Genomic DNA, 16,628 nt, shown 5'->3' on the forward strand with positions numbered 1-16,628 from the left:
TTAATTTTTTTCTTGTAGTTTAATTAAGTTCAGTGCAGAACCAGCCTTGAACCATTCAATTTGCTGAGCATTATAAGTATGGTTGGCCATGATGATATCTTTAGTTCCATCAGCATGTACAAACTCTAATGTCAATTGTTTTCCGGGAGCAAACTGATCTAAGTCTAAGAAGTTTACGGTGTCGTCTTCTAAAATTTTGTCATAATCAGATTCGTTAGCAAAAGTTAACCCAAGCATACCTTGCTTCTTAAGATTGGTCTCGTGGATTCTCGCAAATGATTTTACCAATACCGCCTTTACTCCAAGATGTCTTGGTTCCATGGCGGCGTGCTCTCTTGAAGAGCCTTCCCCATAGTTCTGATCACCTACAACAATGGAAGGAATTCCGGCAGCTTTATAAGCTCTCTGTACAGCAGGAACCTCACCATATTCACCGGTCAGCAAGTTTTTAACTTTATTGGTTTCCATGTTGTAAGCATTGACAGCTCCAATCAACATGTTGTTGGAAATATTATCAAGGTGTCCCCTGTATTTCAGCCATGGCCCCGCCATAGAAATATGGTCGGTAGTACATTTTCCGAAGGCTTTAATTAAAACTTTAGCCCCTTCGATGTTTTTACCATCCCAAGCTGGGAATTCTTCTAATAACTGAAGTCTGTCTGAAGTAGGACTTACGTTTACTACCACAGAAGAACCGTCTTCAGACGGAGCCTGATATCCGTTATCTTCTACCGCAAAACCTTTAGCGGGTAATTCAGAACCTTTCGGCTCATTTAGTTTTACCTGCTCCCCGTTTTCAGCAGTTAAAGTATCAGTAATCGGATTAAAATCTAATCTTCCGGAGATTGCAATCGCAGCTACCATTTCAGGAGAAGCTACAAATGCATGAGTATTCGGATTACCGTCTGCTCTTTTAGCAAAGTTTCTGTTGAAAGAGTGGATGATTGAATTTTTCTCTCCTTTTTCAGCGCCTTCTCTGTCCCATTGTCCTATACAAGGTCCACAAGCGTTGGTAAAGATTCTGGCATTCTCGAATTTTCTGAAAGAATCTAAAAACCCATCTCTTTCTGCCGTAAATTTCACCTGCTCAGAACCAGGGTTGATTCCTAAAATCGCTTTAGGCTTCACTCCTTTTGCCACCGCATCTTCAACGATGGATGCAGCTCTTGATAAATCCTCATACGAAGAGTTGGTACAAGACCCGATGAGAGCCCATTCAACTTCTAAAGGCCATCCGTTAGCTTCAGCTTTCGCTTTGAACTCAGAAACAGGAGTTGCCAAATCCGGAGTGAAAGGCCCGTTAAGATGGGGCGCCAATTCAGAAAGGTTGATTTCAATAACCTGATCGAAATACTGTTCCGGATTAGCATATACTTCAGCATCACCCGTTAAATGTTCAGCAATTTTGTCAGCTGCATCTACCACTTCCTGTCTGCCTGTTGCGGCCAGATATCTTCTCATAGAATCATCATATCCGAAAGTAGAGGTGGTAGCACCTACTTCAGCACCCATATTACAGATTGTTCCTTTACCGGTTGCAGAAAGAGACTCTGCACCTTCACCGAAATATTCGATGATGCATCCTGTTCCTCCTTTTACTGTAAGAATTCCGGCTACTTTCAGGATCACGTCTTTTGCTGAAGTCCATCCGTTCATTTTACCAGTTAATTTTACCCCGATAAGCTTAGGCATTTTAAGTTCCCAAGCCATTCCGGCCATTACATCTACTGCATCAGCGCCTCCTACACCTATAGCAACCATCCCTAAACCTCCGGCGTTTACCGTGTGGGAGTCAGTTCCGATCATCATACCTCCGGGAAAAGCATAATTCTCTAATACTACCTGGTGAATAATACCGGCTCCCGGCTTCCAGAAACCGATTCCATATTTATCACAAACAGAACTCAGGAAGTTGAAAACCTCAGAGTTCTTGTTGATACCTTCTTGTAAATCTTTATCAGCGCCTACTTTCGCCTGAATCAAGTGATCTGCATGAGCAGTTGAGGGAACCGCTACTTTGGTTTTTCCTGCCTGCATGAATTGTAAGAGTGCCATCTGTGCAGTTGCATCCTGCATAGCTACTCTGTCCGGCGCGAAGTCTACATAAGAGTTTCCTCTTTCATATGCTTGTGTAGCATTTCCTTCCCAAAGGTGGGTATAAAGGATTTTTTCTGAAAGGGTAAGAGGTTTTCCCACAATTTGTCTTGCTGCAGCAATCCTTTCAGGGTAACGCTCGTACACTTTTTTGATCATATCAATATCAAAAATCATATCTCTTAAATTAAGGTTTTTATATTTATATTTATCAACAGCTAAAATAGCGAATGACTACATTATTTAACTAATTCCTTGATAGGAGGAGCAAATTTAGTCAGGTCAATGCCATCAACAGCAGCTTTATATTCATCTATATTAGGAATTCTTCCAATAATGGCAGATAATACAACAACCGGAGTTGATGCCAGTAAGGATTCTCCCTTTTTACGTTCGGAATCTTCAACCACTCTTCCCTGGAAAAGGCGGGTTGAGGTTGCCAATACCGTATCTCCTTTAGCTGCTTTTTCCTGATTACCCATACAAAGGTTACAGCCAGGACGTTCAAGATACATCATATTTTTGTATTCGACACGAGCTTCCCCTTTAGGAGCATTGTCATCAAATTCAAAGCCGGAATATTTTTGCAATAAATCCCAGTCCCCTTCATTTTTAAGCTCGTCAATGATGTTATAGGTAGGGGCTGCCACAACAAGCGGAGCATTAAATTCTACCTTACCTTGTTGTTTTTCAATATTTCTTAGCATCTGAGAAACAATCTTCAGGTCACCTTTGTGAACCATACACGATCCGACAAAGCCAAGATCTACTTTTTTCTCTCCGCTATAATATGAAAGCGCTCGGATAGTATCGTGAGTATATCGTTTAGAAATATCTTCATTGTTTACATCCGGGTCTGCAATCATTGGCTCTACGATCACATCAAGATCAACAACCACTTCGGCATAATATTTAGCATTGGCATCCGGTGTTAAAGCAGGTTTTTCACCTGATTGAATCTCTGCAATTCTCTTATCGGCTTTTTCAATCAGTCCTTTAAGAACCTGATTTTTATTGTCCATACCCTTATCGATCATGATCTGGATTCTGCCTTTAGCGATTTCTAAAGACTGGATCAAAGTATCATCCTGGGAAATACAGATAGAGGCTTTTGCCTTCATCTCTGCAGTCCAGTCTGTGAATGTGAATGCCTGATCCGCAGGAAGTGTTCCAATGTGAACCTCGATGATTCTACCTTGGAATACATTCTCTCCGCCAAACTGCTTCAACATTTGAGCCTGTGTCGCATGAACAACATCACGGAAATCCATGTGTTCCTTCATATCTCCTTTGAACGTCACTTTTACAGACTCAGGAATAGGCATAGATGCCTCCCCTGTAGCCAAAGCTAGTGCAACGGTTCCGGAGTCAGCTCCAAAGGCTACACCTTTAGACATTCTTGTGTGTGAATCACCACCAATGATGATTGCCCACTCGTCTACAGTGATATCGTTAAGAACTTTGTGAATTACATCGGTCATCGCATGATATTCGCCTTTCGGGTCACGGGCTGTGATCAAACCGAAATCGTTCATGAATCTCATCAGTTTCGGAATATTTGCCTGAGCTTTTTTATCCCAAACCGAAGCGGTGTGGCAACCTGACTGGTAAGCACCGTCAACAATCGGGGAAATCACTGTCGCAGCCATTGACTCTAATTCCTGCGCAGTCATAAGACCGGTGGTGTCCTGTGAACCTACGATATTAACCTGTACGCGAACATCAGAACCGGCGTGTAATACTTTTCCGGGTGTTACACCAACAGCATTTCTGTTGAATATCTTTTCTACCGCTGTAAGACCTTGTCCTTCATGAGAAATTTCTTTTGACGGAGCAAAAACCTGAGGCGCTTCAACACCTAAAAGCTGTGCCGCAAATGTTTGAAGCTTTTTACCGAATACGATGGCGTATGACCCTCCGGCTCTAATGAATTCCATTTTCTGAGGCGTAAAAGCTTTAGAAATGTCAATCAGCTCCTGGTCTCCGTTATATAATTTTTTCTTTTTTGTGTTGATAGTAAGAACAGTCCCTGTAGCAACGGAGTATGCTTCTTCAAGAATAGGCTCTCCATTTTCGTTACGGATAGGGTTCCCATTCTCATCAAGTTTTTTAACCCAGTTTTTAAGGTCGATACCAATTCCTCCGGTTACGTCAACAGTAGTAAGGAATATCGGAGAAATACCATTTGTACCTCCAACAATCGGAGCAATATTTACGAATGGTACATAGGGACTCGCTTGTTTACCTGTCCAAAGAGCCACGTTGTTTACTCCTGACATTCTTGATGAACCAACTCCCATTGTGCCTTTTTCTGCAATCAGCATTACACTTTTATCAGGATGCTGTGCCTGCAATGTCCTGATTTCTTCCTGGGCTTGAGGAGTGATCATACATTTACCGTGAAGCTCTCTGTCAGAACGGGAGTGTGCCTGATTACCCGGAGAAAGTAAGTCTGTGGAAATGTCACCTTCTCCTGCAATATAAGTAACGACTTTAATTTCTTCAGCAACTTCAGGCAGTTTCGTGAAGAATTCAGCTTGTGCGTAGCTTTCAAGAATTTCTTTTGCGATTTCATTACCGCCATTGAATGCATCCTTTAAGCGGGTCGTGTCCGCTTCATAAAGGAAAACCTGTGTTTTAAGAACGTTTGCAGCTTCTTTGGCAATAGAAATATCATGGCCTAAAGCTAAATCCAGCAATACTTCAATAGATTTACCGCCTTTCATATGAGATAGCAACTCAAAAGCAAAAGCAGGAGATATTTCTTCTACAATGGATTCACCAAGAATAATTTCTTTTAAAAACTTAGCTTTCACACCAGCGGCACTTGTAGTCCCCGGTAGCGTGTTGTAAATAAAAAAGTTAAGAGAATCTGTTCTGTTTTCGTTACCTGGATCTTTTATTTGTGCAATAATCTCGCTTAATAATTCAGCACTGTCAATTGGCTTTGGATGAAGCCCCTGGTTTTTTCTTTCTTCAATCTCTTTGATGTAATCCTTATAAATGCTCATATAGAAGTCTTTTCAATTTTTAAATCAGATTATAAGACAGTGATTAGTAAGTCTGAAGTCAGTATAATCTGTAGTTTTCTTATGATGTGAGATAATGCCCTGTCCCAAAGGTGAATAGAAAAGGACTTTTTAAAAAGTATCAAACATCCAAAAATGTTCCCAAAATTACGAAATTTTACTATTTTATAAAGATGAATTTATTTAGATTCTTTATAAATATGATTTTTATATTTTCTATTTTGGCCGTAATTTTGCAAACAAATGATGAATATGAAAAAGACGTTTGGTTTTTTATTGACCTTAATTTCGATTTTTATTTTTTCACAGACAAAATCTGTGAAGAAATTACCTGTGAAAACTACTTCCAAAACAGCTGCTAAAAAAGCAGCGGCTTCCAAACCGAATCCAGATCTTGTTCGGATTAATGAGGATGTTCCGGTTTTGATTCCGCAAAAGAAAGATGATCTGTTCGGGTATATCAATCAAAAAGGAAAATTTATTATTCAACCCGAATATCATATTGCCGTTTTTTTTGCAGAGGACTGTAATCTTTTAAGCTCCCCGAATGAAAAGGTAAGAAAGTTTGGGACAAAGGAATATGCCACGGTAGAAAAAGATATGATTTCCTACAGGATCAATCAGGCGGGAAAAAAAGTATATCAATACAAAACTTCCGATTTGGGAAAATGTAAAAGCGAATATAAGCAACAGCAATATCAGGCGTATGTCTCCAATGGTTTTTACGGGATCATTGAGCCAGCAAAATTCGTGAATGCAGCAGATTACAGGGATTATCAGATTTATCCTCAATATCAATATTTGCATATTCTGGAAGGAGATGATGTTTCCAACCCGATGATTGTAGCTTCACACAATGACAGGTTTGGAGTGATTGATATTAATAATAAAATTATCATTCCCTTCGAATATTCCAATATTAAAAGAAACTTCAGCTGGAAATTAGGTAAAATGTTTGAAGTTACCAAAGACGGGAAAAGCTATTATTATATTGATTCCAAGAATAAGGCGTACTGATACATTGGGATTATATTTTTTCATTTTCTGATAACTCAAATAATTTTTGTAATTTCGCGGCAGAAATAAAGGGGTGCTGTAACAGGCTGAGATTATACCCAATGAACCTGAACGGGTAATGCTGTTTAGGGACACATGTAAAATAATTGATAGATGATAAGCGATAAATGATCGCATAGAGATCACTCATCAATTGTATCATAATCGCCCCTTTTATTCATTAAATTTTAAAATTTATAGAATGAAAGGATTATTTTTTTTAGGACTTACCGCAAGTTCTTTGGCATTTGCTCAAACTCAGAATCCAGATTCTTTGAAGATCAGAGAAATCGAAGCCATTAATTTTACCAAAAGACTTCCTGTTGCTAAAGAGATCATCAATGTTCAAAAAGACGTAGACAGTAGAAATCTCGGACAGGATTTACCCATACTTCTAAAAAACCAGACTTCGGTTATTTCCACATCCGATGCAGGAAACGGGGTAGGATATACAGGTTTTAGAATTCGTGGTGTCGGAGGAAGTGGAATTAATGTTATGATGAATGGAGTTCCATATAACGATTCCGAAAGTCAGGGAACCTTTTTTGTGAATGTACCGGATCTCACAAGTTCTGCTTCTCAAATTCTTATTCAAAGAGGAGTGGGGACTTCTAATAATGGTGTTTCAGCATTTGGAGCCAGTATTAATGTGATTTCTAAGGAACCGGAAGAGAAGTTTTATTTTAAAACGGATGACAGCTACGGATCATTCAACACATACAAATATTCTGCGGAAGTGGGCTCCGGAAAATTTTGGAAAAACCGTCTTTCCGTAATGGGAAGATATACCCATATCCATTCTGACGGATATATAGACCGGGCTTCTTCTAATCTGCATTCTTATAATTTTACCGCGTTATTCGAAGACGGGAAAACAAAGCTTCGTTTGATGGCATTTGGCGGAAAAGAAAAGACATATCAGGCCTGGAACGGAATTGACAGGGAAACCTGGAAAACAGATCCTAAATTCAATATTTCCGGTGCTATTTATGATGCCAATTGGGAAAATATTGTCGGATTTTATGATAATGAAACTGATAATTACAGGCAAAACCATTATCAGTTATTCTGGGAACAGGGGATTGGTGAGAAATGGAATCTAGAAACCACTTTGCATTATACCAAAGGAAAAGGGTATTATGAAAATTACAAACAGAGTGATCCTTTTTCAAGATACAATTTGCCTAATCTTATTGAGGGCGGGCAAGCTGTAGAATACTCAGATTTTATCAGAAAAAAATGGTTGAATAATGATTTTTACGGATTGGTTTCCACGCTTTACGGAAAGTTTGATTATCTGGATATTAATTTCGGAGTTGTAGTGAATCAATATTATGGAAGGCATTTCGGAAATGTAACGGGTGTTTTTTATCCGCAGATAGATGAGCATGAATATTACAGAAACCGTTCCGTGAAAAACGAAGCAGCCGGATTTGCAAAAGCTTTAATCAGAGTGAATCAATTTGAATTCTTCGGAGACCTGCAGCTAAGACATATTGATTACGACACAAAAATTATTACACAAGGTGATTACGAAGGAGCAGACTTAAATAGAAACTGGCTGTTCTTCAATCCAAAAGCAGGTGTTAACTATAATATAGGAAAAGGAAAGGTTTTTCTTTCTTATGCACATGCTCACCGTGAACCGAACAGGGATGATCTGTTTGCCAATAATGATACTGAAGCAGAGAAGCTTCACGATTTTGAAGCCGGGATTGAAAAGCAATTCGGAATTTTATCATTAACGGCTAACTTATATTACATGTATTATGTGAATCAGTTGGTTTTAACGGGTGAGCTAAACAATGTGGGAGCCTTTATCAGGGCCAATTCCGGGAAAAGTTACAGAAGAGGTATTGAAATTGGGGCATTGGCTAAATTGTCCAGGCAATGGGAGGTTTCGGGAAACCTTACTTTAAGCCAAAACAGGAACCTGGATTTTAAAATAGAAGATGAGTCAGGAGTGAAAGATCTTGGAAATACACAAACTTCTTTTTCACCGGATGTTATTGCGAATCTGGGATTGAAATTTAGTCCGACAAAAAATTTCCAGCTGGCATTCATGAATCAGTATGTTGGAAAGCAGTATTTGGATAATACGGAAGATAAAAATCTGCAATTGGAAGATTATTTCCTTACGGATTTTAATGCACAGTATCAGTTCAAAATTGCGAATAACGATATTGCTTTAAAGTTGCTGGTTAATAACCTTTTCAATAAAAAGTATGTGAATAACGGTGCGGTTTGGGATGGTTCTCCTTATTATTTTTCACAGGCGGGAACCAATTTTATGTTTGGGATCAGCTGGAAAATTCAATAACAATTAAAACAGATATTTTATTTTTAAAATAGTAAAATAGAAGTTAGATTAAATTTTTTACTCGAAGGCTGCTCCGGCAGTCTTTTTTTTCATATCAAGAATGTCATAAAAAGTCATGAAAAAGTTTTAAATTTGCTGCCAAATGAATATTTCGGCTTACATTCTCGAATACCTGAAACAATTTGGTACTGTTGAAGTTCCGGGCTTTGGTGTATTTTATCTGGAAAATTCCAAGGCAATCATCAATGCGGAGAACGGGAGCATACTTCCGCCTTCCAGCCAGATTGCATTTATATCCGATTATGAAGTGCGTTCTGATGAGCTCGTTTCATTTATCAGTAACCAGAAACAGATTTCCATAGAGTCTGCTAAAAATGAACTGCTGATCCAGACCGATTTTTGGAAAAAAAGACTTCAGGCAGATCTGCTTTTGGAAATTCAAAATCTGGGAACAATATATATTGAAGATGGGGAGACTCATTTTAAAGGACATAGGTTACAGACTGATCATCCTGACTACTACGGATTAGAAGAAATCAGAATCTCAGATATCAATACTGCCGGAACAGCCGGGAAAACAAATAATACTGAAGAGGACTATAAATTCAACAGATCTATTCTATGGGTTTTTCTTTTCATTATTCCGGCTTTAGGACTTATGTATTTAGCCTACACACAGCAGGAATTTCTTTTCGGAAAGAAATCTTTTGATGCGGTTTCTATACAAACCAAAACACACAGAATTGTAAAGGATACAGTAAAAATTAAAAAAGATTCCGCTCAGGTGAAAATGTCTGATTCTTTGAAAAAAGATTCAGCAGTATCATCGGCAGCTAAAAAAGGTGTCAAAAATTTGACATCTAAAAACACTAAGATTAATAAATGGCAAAAATAAAAACTGCGTCAGAATCTCTGACTATTATGACCAATATCGTACTTCCTAATGAAACTAACTCTTTAAGAAATCTTTTTGGAGGTGAGCTCTTAGCTAAAATGGACAGATGTGCTTCCATTTCTGCTGCCAGACACTGTGAAAGAAGAGTGGTAACAGCTTCTGTGAATCACGTTTCCTTTAATCATCCGATCCCTGAAGGCGGAGTAGTGGTGCTGGAATCAAAAGTATCAAGGGCATTTTCAACTTCTATGGAGGTCTATGTAGATGTTTGGTTGGATGATCCCATCAACCAGAAAAAAGTACATACCAATGAAGGGATTTATACTTTTGTAGCGGTAGATGAGTTTAACCGTCCCATTCCAATCCCGGAAATGGTACCTGAAACGGAAGAAGAAAAAGCTAGATTTGATGCTGCTTTCCGTAGAAAAGAACTTTCATTGATCCTTTCAGGAAGAATGAAGCCTCTGGAGTCTGTTGAGCTTAAGAAGCTTTTCCAGGAACCAAGCTAATCCAAATTACAAGTTTAGCCAAAAACGTCGTAATAGTCTTTGTTAAATGTTAACGCCTTTGCAACTTAAAAACAAGCCGCTTATCATGAATCTTTGTGGACTTTGCATTTAAAGTAAAATGAAAATTCTCCTTTTAGATAAAAACCATCCTCTTATCACAGAACAACTGCTGACTAAAGGCTTTGTTTTGGAAGAAGATTTTACATCTTCTTACGATGAAATTTGCCATAGAATTGAAAGCTATGATGGCATCATCATCAGAAGCCGTATTCCTTTAGATAGAAACTTCCTTGAAAAAGGGAAAAATCTGAAATTTATTGCCAGAGTAGGAGCAGGTATGGAAAATATTGATGTGGCAGCAGCTCAACAATTGGGAATTCAACTGATCAATTCTCCGGAAGGTAACAGAGACTCTGTGGCAGAGCACGTCGTAGGAATGTTATTGATCCTTATGAACCGTCTTTTCATTGCTTCGCAGGAAGTGAAAAACGGAATCTGGAAACGGGAAGAAAACAGGGGAGATGAGTTATTAGGAAAAACAGTAGGGCTTATCGGATATGGAAATATGGGAAAAGCTACTGCGAAGAGACTGTCCGGATTCGGATGTAAAGTGGTTTTCCACGATATACTCCCTGGTCTTTCTGATGAATTTGCAACACAGGTTACTCTGGAAGAATTAAAAAACACAGCGGATATTGTAAGCTTACATATTCCTCTGACCACTGAAACGCACTATCTCATTGATGAAAAGTTTATTTCTGAAATGAAAAATGATTTTTATTTCATCAATACGGCAAGAGGAAAAAATGTGGAAACTAGATTTTTAGTTGAAGGGTTGAGGTCGGGGAAAATAAAAGGAGCATGCCTTGATGTTTTAGAGTATGAAAAATCCTCATTCGAACATCTGGAGGCTGAAAACGATGATCTGAAGTTTCTTTTAGAGTCAGAAAAGACAATTGTGACCCCTCATATTGCTGGATGGACGCATCAAAGCAAGGAAAAACTTGCTCAGGTAATTGTGGATAAAATTGTTGCCTCCTTTTGTTAAAGATAGCATCAACTCCCAATTGTAAATTCAATCTTATTTTTTTTACTCTTTTTGTGATCTCAGTTTTGCTTTCTTTTATGTTAAATAATTCATAATGTCCTATGAACTATTTAATAATTATTTTGAGTTTTATTAAATTGCTGCTCATTTTTTGAACTCATGAAGAAGCTTAATCTTGTATTGGTTTTAACCGCAATTATATTCCTTTTTTCCTGTAAAAATAAGTCTGAATCAAACGAATCCGTAGCCGCTGCTACCCAACTTCCTAATTTTGGAAATGTAGAGTTGGATAAAGTATTTACGAAAACAGACAGCCAACTTTCTAATAAAGATTCCATTGTTCGTTTTATTGATAAATATTATAAAAATATCTGGGAAGGGAGTAATCTTAGCGGTGGAATACTGGTGGCGAAAGGCGATGAAATTTTGTATGAAAATTACAGAGGCTTCGGAAGAGAAGGGAATCAGATGCCAATTGGAAAAGAGACACCACTACATGTAGCTTCGGTTTCTAAAACACTAACGGCAATGGCTATGATGAAATTGGTGGAAGCGGGAAAAATAAAGTTGACTGATAACCTATCCCAGTATTTTCCGGGATTTCCATATCCTAATGTTACCGTTCAAACTCTTTTGGATCAAAGAAGCGGGCTTCCTAAATATGAATATTTTATTACTAAAATTCAGCCGGCACCTGCAGAACTTTCAAAATCTTATCTGACGAATCAGGATATTCTAAATATGATCATTAAGTACAAACCTGAATTGGCCAGAGATACAGATACAGGTTTTATGTATTGTAATACCAACTTTGCCTTGTTGGCTTTATTAATTGAAAAAGTAACTCAGATGCCTTTTCCGCAGGCAATGAAAGAAATGGTTTTTACACCCCTAAAAATGAATGACAGTTTCGTTTTCCAGGAAAAGGATATTCCTACTGCGGCACAGTCATTTTATTATGGAGGGAACAGGTTATATCCTTTGGATAGGCTGGACCTTATTTATGGTGATAAAAATATATACACAACTCCAAGAGATCTGTATAATTTTTCTAAAGCTATGTTCTCCGCCAACTTCCTGAAGCCTGAACTTATGGAAATGGTATTCACGCCATACAGCAATGAGAAAGCAGGAATGAATAATTACGGGTTAGGATTCAGAATGAAAATCTTTGATAATGGTGAGAAACTAACGTATCATAATGGATGGTGGCACGGCACCAATGCTGTTTTTGCCCATTTGCTAAAATCAAAAGTGACGATTGTTGCCATCGGAAATAAATACTCCAACAGGGTGTATACGGCACTTGCCTTATCGGGGCTCTTTGAAAATTTTCCCGTACAGAAAGACAAGCTTCACAGCATTATGAATGATAACCAGGATTCTCTGAAAAGCGGACATGAAGTTTTTGGAGAATAATGTTTACTTTTGCTCAAACATCTTCATGAAAAAACTTTTTCTATTATTCATCATCGGTTTTCTTGTACAGTCATGTGCAAGGGTTGGTTCACCTGTCGGTGGTCCGAAAGATTCTCTGGCCCCCAAGTTTTTAAGCTCTAATATTGATACTACAAGAGTAAATGTTTCCAGGGATATCAAAGAATTACGCCTGGATTTTGATGAATACATCACATTGAAGGATATCAATAAAAATTTGATTATTTCCCCGCCAATTAAGAAAATTAAGAGAATTCTTCCTTCCAATATTGCAAATAAATATGTTCTGATCCAATGGGAAGACACTTTGCAAGCCAATACGACTTATAACTTCAATTTCGGAAATTCTATTGTAGATAATAACGAGGCCAATATCCTGCGTTATTTCAATTTTGCCTTTTCTACGGGAGAAAAATTAGATGATCTTTACATCAGTGGAGAGATTAAGGATGCTCTTGCAATAAAAAAGCAGACTACCAATACAGATAACAAGCTTGTTGTAGGGTTGTACCAGGCTAAAGACACCATCAATTTTAAACAGAAACCGTATTATATTACCAAAGTTGATGATGATGGATATTATGAGCTTAATTATCTGTCGCCGGGAAAGTATAAGATCATAGCTTTTGAAGATGAAAACGGGAACTCCATTTATGATCCCGGAAAAGAAAAAATCGGGTTTCAGAAGGAAACCATCGATTTTGAAAAATCAGTTTCAGGGTTGAATCTGAAGGTCTATCCATCTAAAAAAGCTATAAAATATCTGGAGATGAAAGAATCTCCCGGAGGAATTACAATGACTTTTGAAGGAAAACCGCAACATGTAAAAGTGGTTTCACTTAATGATAAGCTTAAAGATATTAAAGTTACCCATCGCCCGAAATCGGATACGGTAAATATCTGGTTTGATGCCGTAAAAAGTGATGTTGGGCAAACTGCAACGGAAAACTTAAAATTCGGATATAATGCAGATCAAAAGAAAGATACCCTTTATAATGCATCATTGTTTTATAAATACAATGCAAAAAATGCAATGGATATCGTCAACAATGAAGTAGGAGTATTACCTCCGAAATCTGACTTTAAAATTACTTCCAATTATATCGTTGATAAAATAACTACAGACAAATGGGTACTGAAAAGTGATAGTGTAACGACCCAACAGTTTACAGCCAAAATTTCCGAAACGAATCCTTATCAGATTCTTATTCAATCCGATTTCGTTGCCGGAAAGAAATATCAGCTTACCGTTCCTAAAGAAACCGTTTCTTCCTTTTATGCTAAAAATTCCGTTTCCAAACGATTTGATTTTGAATTCGATAAGATTGAAAATTATGGAAGCTTAGCCTTTAATCTTCAAAATACACCTGAAACAAATTATTGGATTCAGTTATTGGATTCGTCAGAGAAAGTTCAGTATCAAAAATATACAAAAGGAGAAAGCGTTAAATTCAATACCATCAAACCCGGAGAATATATCGTAAGAATTTTGGTTGACAATAATGATAATCAATATTGGGACGAATCGGATTTTGAAAACGGAACTTTTGCAGAAGATTCCCATGTATTCTATAAAATGGCCATTGTAAGGCCGTTGTGGGATTCTGTTGAGAATTGGGACTTAAAAGATACGAGAACGCTGGAAAGTCCTAAAGGAACTACGCCTTCTAATGAGACCACACCGAAAACTCAAGACAGACCAGTGCCAACCTTAAATAATGCAAATAAAAACGGAACTCTTTTGACACCGGTGAAATAATTGGAATGAAAAAATTCAAACAAATAGTATTCTGGAGTTTGATAGGCTTTACATTGATCCAATTTATTCCGGTAGACAGAGCAAATAAACCCGTTGATCAAAAGGTAAATTTTGTAGTCTCCCAAAAGACACCGGAAAAAATTAAGGAATTAATTAAAGGAGCTTGCTACGATTGTCATTCAGATGAAACCGTTTATCCTAAATATGCCTATATAGCACCTTTGTCATGGTCGGTGAAAAGTCATATCAATGAAGGCAGGGAACATCTTAACTTCTCTATCTGGGAAACCTACAATAAGGATTTAAAAACGAATATGCTGACCAAATCCATTCAGACTATTCAGGCTAAGACCATGCCGATGCCCGGGTATATAGTCTACCATAAGGAAGCCAATCTATCCGAAGCAGAAAAGACATTGCTGATTAATTATTTTCAGGGTATTTTAACATCTAACATCTATTAATTTAAAAAAATATCCCACAGATTTCACAACTTATTACAGTGTATATATTCATAAACATCTGTATTCATCTGCGAAATCTGTGGGAAAAGATTATATAGTTTTCAAATACTCTTCAAAAAACCTTTTCTGAGAATCAAAAGCGATATCTTCAAGATCCAGCTCTTTCAAAGGAATCCATACGGCTTCTGAAATTTCAGAAAGTTCAAGATTCACTTCAAATTTTTCAGGAACATGGTATTCGTAAAAAAGATCAATTGTATTATAATCGATCTCTTTGTATTGATAAACATTAGGCAGGCTCATTAAGTATTGTAAGTTTGAAATATCGATATCCAGCTGCAGCTCTTCGAAAAGTTCTCTTTTGCATGTTTCCTCCGCACTCTCCTTCGGATCAACAAACCCTCCGGCCAGATCAAGTTTGCCTTTTTTAGGGTCCCTGTTTCTTCTTGTGAGATATACTTCGTTTCCGCATCGTATTACGACCGCAACGGCTCCGGCAACATTATTATAAAGAGTAAAATTACAAATGGGACAGCTCCATTTTTTTTCGCTGTCCCAATGTAAAGATTCTTTGCCGCAACTAGGGCAATATTTCAATAATTTCATCTGGATATAATTATTTTTTCAAATGTCAGATGGAACTTTGTTTCATTGAGTAATATTAATATTTCTCGGATGATAACTTAAAATCACATCCCGAAGTTCTTCTGTTTTCAAATGAGTATAAATTTCAGTAGTCGTTATACTCGAATGTCCCAGCATTTCCTGGATATATCGAAGATCTGCTCCATTTTGCAATAAATGGGTGGCAAATGAATGCCTGAAGGTATGTGGCGATATTTTTTTGCTTACCCCCGCTTTATCCGTAAGTTCCTTTATAATCAGAAATACGATTACCCTGGACATGGATGTCCCTCTGCTGTTCAGAAACAAAGTGTCTTCGTATTTTTTGTTGATTTTGTTATTGGCACGTACGTCATTGATGTAACTCTTCAGTAATTCAGCGGTATAATCAGCAAGGGGAACAAATCGGGTTTTATTGCCCTTTCCGTTCACTTTGATGTAATTTTCCTGAAAATTGATATTCGAAATTTTTAATTCAATCAATTCTGAAACACGAAGTCCACATCCGTAAAGAACTTCAATGATACATTGATTTCTTTTTCCCAGATCGGAGTTTACTTCGATAGCGCTGATAATTTTATTGATGTCAGGCAAGCTTAATGTATCCGGAAGATATAATCCTAATTTTGGGCCTTCAAGCAAAGCAGCCGGATTATCTTCACGGAACTCATCTTCCAGTAAGAATTTGAAGAAAGCTTTTATGGAAGATATCCATCTTGCTTGTGATCTTTCACTGAATTTTTGTTTGGAGAGATTGAAAATATACTCTTGTAAATTCTCGTATCCAATACGATCCGGACCGACATTTGCCAGATCTTCTTCTGCGTATTCTTTTAATTTTTTGATGTCTCGTACATACGCGTCGAGAGTGTTTTCTGAAAAGTTTCTTTCAAATCGAAGAAAGATTTCAAAATCCTTAATTTTTTCATCCCAAGTCATTGTGTGCTTATTTTTTTAATTCATTGTCCGAAATTTGCTCTATTTCAATATGATGGTTTCTTAAAAATGATATCCCGTCATCGTCCGAATATTCATTAATATACACTAGCCGGGTAATTCCCGCCTGTAAGATCAGTTTGCTGCATTCCTTGCATGGGGAGAGCGTTAAATATAACGTTGCTCCTTTTGCAGATTGAGTTGAAGCTGCCAGTTTTAATATGGCATTAGCTTCAGCATGCAGTACATACCAGTGCGTTTTTCCTTCATTATCCTCACAGCAGTTTTCAAATCCTGAAGGAGTACCATTGTAACCATCTGAAATAATCATCCTATCTTTTACGATAAGAGCCCCTACCTGCTTTCGTTTACAGTAGGAGAGTTTTGCCCATTCAAGAGCCATTTTTAGATAAGCTTTATCAAACTTATTCATACCGCAGCATTGTTTTTTTCGAAA

The 16,628-nt window shown here is 37.5% G+C and carries 13 protein-coding genes; 8 read left to right on the forward strand and 5 right to left on the reverse strand.

The genetic code is table 11. The features are described 5' to 3' along the window. Nucleotides 1-2,271, reverse strand: coding sequence for an aconitate hydratase (locus BCF58_RS16020; RefSeq protein WP_121462803.1), 2,271 nt, complete (start codon nucleotides 2,269-2,271; stop codon nucleotides 1-3). 62 nt (nucleotides 2,272-2,333) lie between these two features. Further along, nucleotides 2,334-5,105, reverse strand: a complete 2,772-nt coding sequence (locus BCF58_RS16025) for a bifunctional aconitate hydratase 2/2-methylisocitrate dehydratase (RefSeq protein WP_121462804.1) — start codon at nucleotides 5,103-5,105, stop codon at nucleotides 2,334-2,336. A gap of 270 nt (nucleotides 5,106-5,375) precedes the next feature. Between BCF58_RS16025 and BCF58_RS16030 the strand changes: the two genes are divergently transcribed. The 8 genes from BCF58_RS16030 to BCF58_RS16065 all read left to right on the forward strand — a co-directional run bounded on the left by BCF58_RS16030 (nucleotide 5,376) and on the right by BCF58_RS16065 (nucleotide 14,611). Then, nucleotides 5,376-6,140 (forward strand): WG repeat-containing protein, encoded by a 765-nt coding sequence (locus tag BCF58_RS16030; protein ID WP_121462805.1) that lies wholly within the window; start codon nucleotides 5,376-5,378, stop codon nucleotides 6,138-6,140. Between the two features lie 241 nt (nucleotides 6,141-6,381). Next, nucleotides 6,382-8,499: a TonB-dependent receptor gene (locus tag BCF58_RS16035; RefSeq protein WP_121462806.1), complete on the forward strand. Its 2,118-nt coding sequence runs from the start codon at nucleotides 6,382-6,384 to the stop codon at nucleotides 8,497-8,499. A 142-nt stretch (nucleotides 8,500-8,641) separates the two neighbouring features. Beyond that, nucleotides 8,642-9,394 (forward strand): HU domain-containing protein, encoded by a 753-nt coding sequence (locus BCF58_RS16040; RefSeq protein ID WP_121462807.1) that lies wholly within the window; start codon nucleotides 8,642-8,644, stop codon nucleotides 9,392-9,394. Further along, a complete protein-coding gene (locus BCF58_RS16045) occupies nucleotides 9,382-9,903 on the forward strand; it encodes an acyl-CoA thioesterase (protein ID WP_121462808.1) in 522 nt (173 codons plus the stop codon). The genes BCF58_RS16040 and BCF58_RS16045 overlap by 13 nt, the downstream gene beginning before the upstream one ends. 118 nt (nucleotides 9,904-10,021) lie before the next feature. Then, nucleotides 10,022-10,951 carry a 2-hydroxyacid dehydrogenase gene (locus BCF58_RS16050; RefSeq protein ID WP_121462809.1) on the forward strand — a complete coding sequence of 310 codons (930 nt, stop codon included), beginning with the start codon at nucleotides 10,022-10,024 and terminating at the stop codon, nucleotides 10,949-10,951. 159 nt (nucleotides 10,952-11,110) lie between these two features. Continuing rightward, nucleotides 11,111-12,370, forward strand: a complete 1,260-nt coding sequence (locus BCF58_RS16055; protein WP_121462810.1) for a serine hydrolase domain-containing protein — start codon at nucleotides 11,111-11,113, stop codon at nucleotides 12,368-12,370. A gap of 25 nt (nucleotides 12,371-12,395) precedes the next feature. Beyond that, nucleotides 12,396-14,147 carry an Ig-like domain-containing protein gene (locus BCF58_RS16060; RefSeq protein WP_121462811.1) on the forward strand — a complete coding sequence of 584 codons (1,752 nt, stop codon included), beginning with the start codon at nucleotides 12,396-12,398 and terminating at the stop codon, nucleotides 14,145-14,147. 5 nt (nucleotides 14,148-14,152) lie between these two features. Next, nucleotides 14,153-14,611: a heme-binding domain-containing protein gene (locus tag BCF58_RS16065; protein ID WP_121462812.1), complete on the forward strand. Its 459-nt coding sequence runs from the start codon at nucleotides 14,153-14,155 to the stop codon at nucleotides 14,609-14,611. Between the two features lie 90 nt (nucleotides 14,612-14,701). Here the strand turns inward: BCF58_RS16065 and BCF58_RS16070 are convergent, their stop codons facing one another. Genes BCF58_RS16070 through BCF58_RS16080 form a run of 3 tightly spaced genes read right to left on the reverse strand, consistent with a single transcriptional unit; the run spans nucleotide 14,702 to nucleotide 16,604 of the window. Then, a complete protein-coding gene (locus BCF58_RS16070; protein ID WP_121462813.1) occupies nucleotides 14,702-15,217 on the reverse strand; it encodes an NUDIX hydrolase in 516 nt (171 codons plus the stop codon). A 42-nt stretch (nucleotides 15,218-15,259) separates the two neighbouring features. After that, nucleotides 15,260-16,174, reverse strand: coding sequence for a site-specific tyrosine recombinase XerD (gene xerD, locus BCF58_RS16075; protein ID WP_121462814.1), 915 nt, complete (start codon nucleotides 16,172-16,174; stop codon nucleotides 15,260-15,262). 7 nt (nucleotides 16,175-16,181) lie between these two features. Continuing rightward, the gene (locus tag BCF58_RS16080) at nucleotides 16,182-16,604 is read right to left on the reverse strand and encodes a deoxycytidylate deaminase (protein WP_121462815.1); all 423 of its coding nucleotides are present in this window, start codon (nucleotides 16,602-16,604) and stop codon (nucleotides 16,182-16,184) included. Nucleotides 16,605-16,628: the final 24 nt, after the last annotated feature.

The sequence above is a fragment of the Chryseobacterium defluvii genome, assembly GCF_003634775.1.
GTDB lineage: Bacteria > Bacteroidota > Bacteroidia > Flavobacteriales > Weeksellaceae > Chryseobacterium > Chryseobacterium defluvii.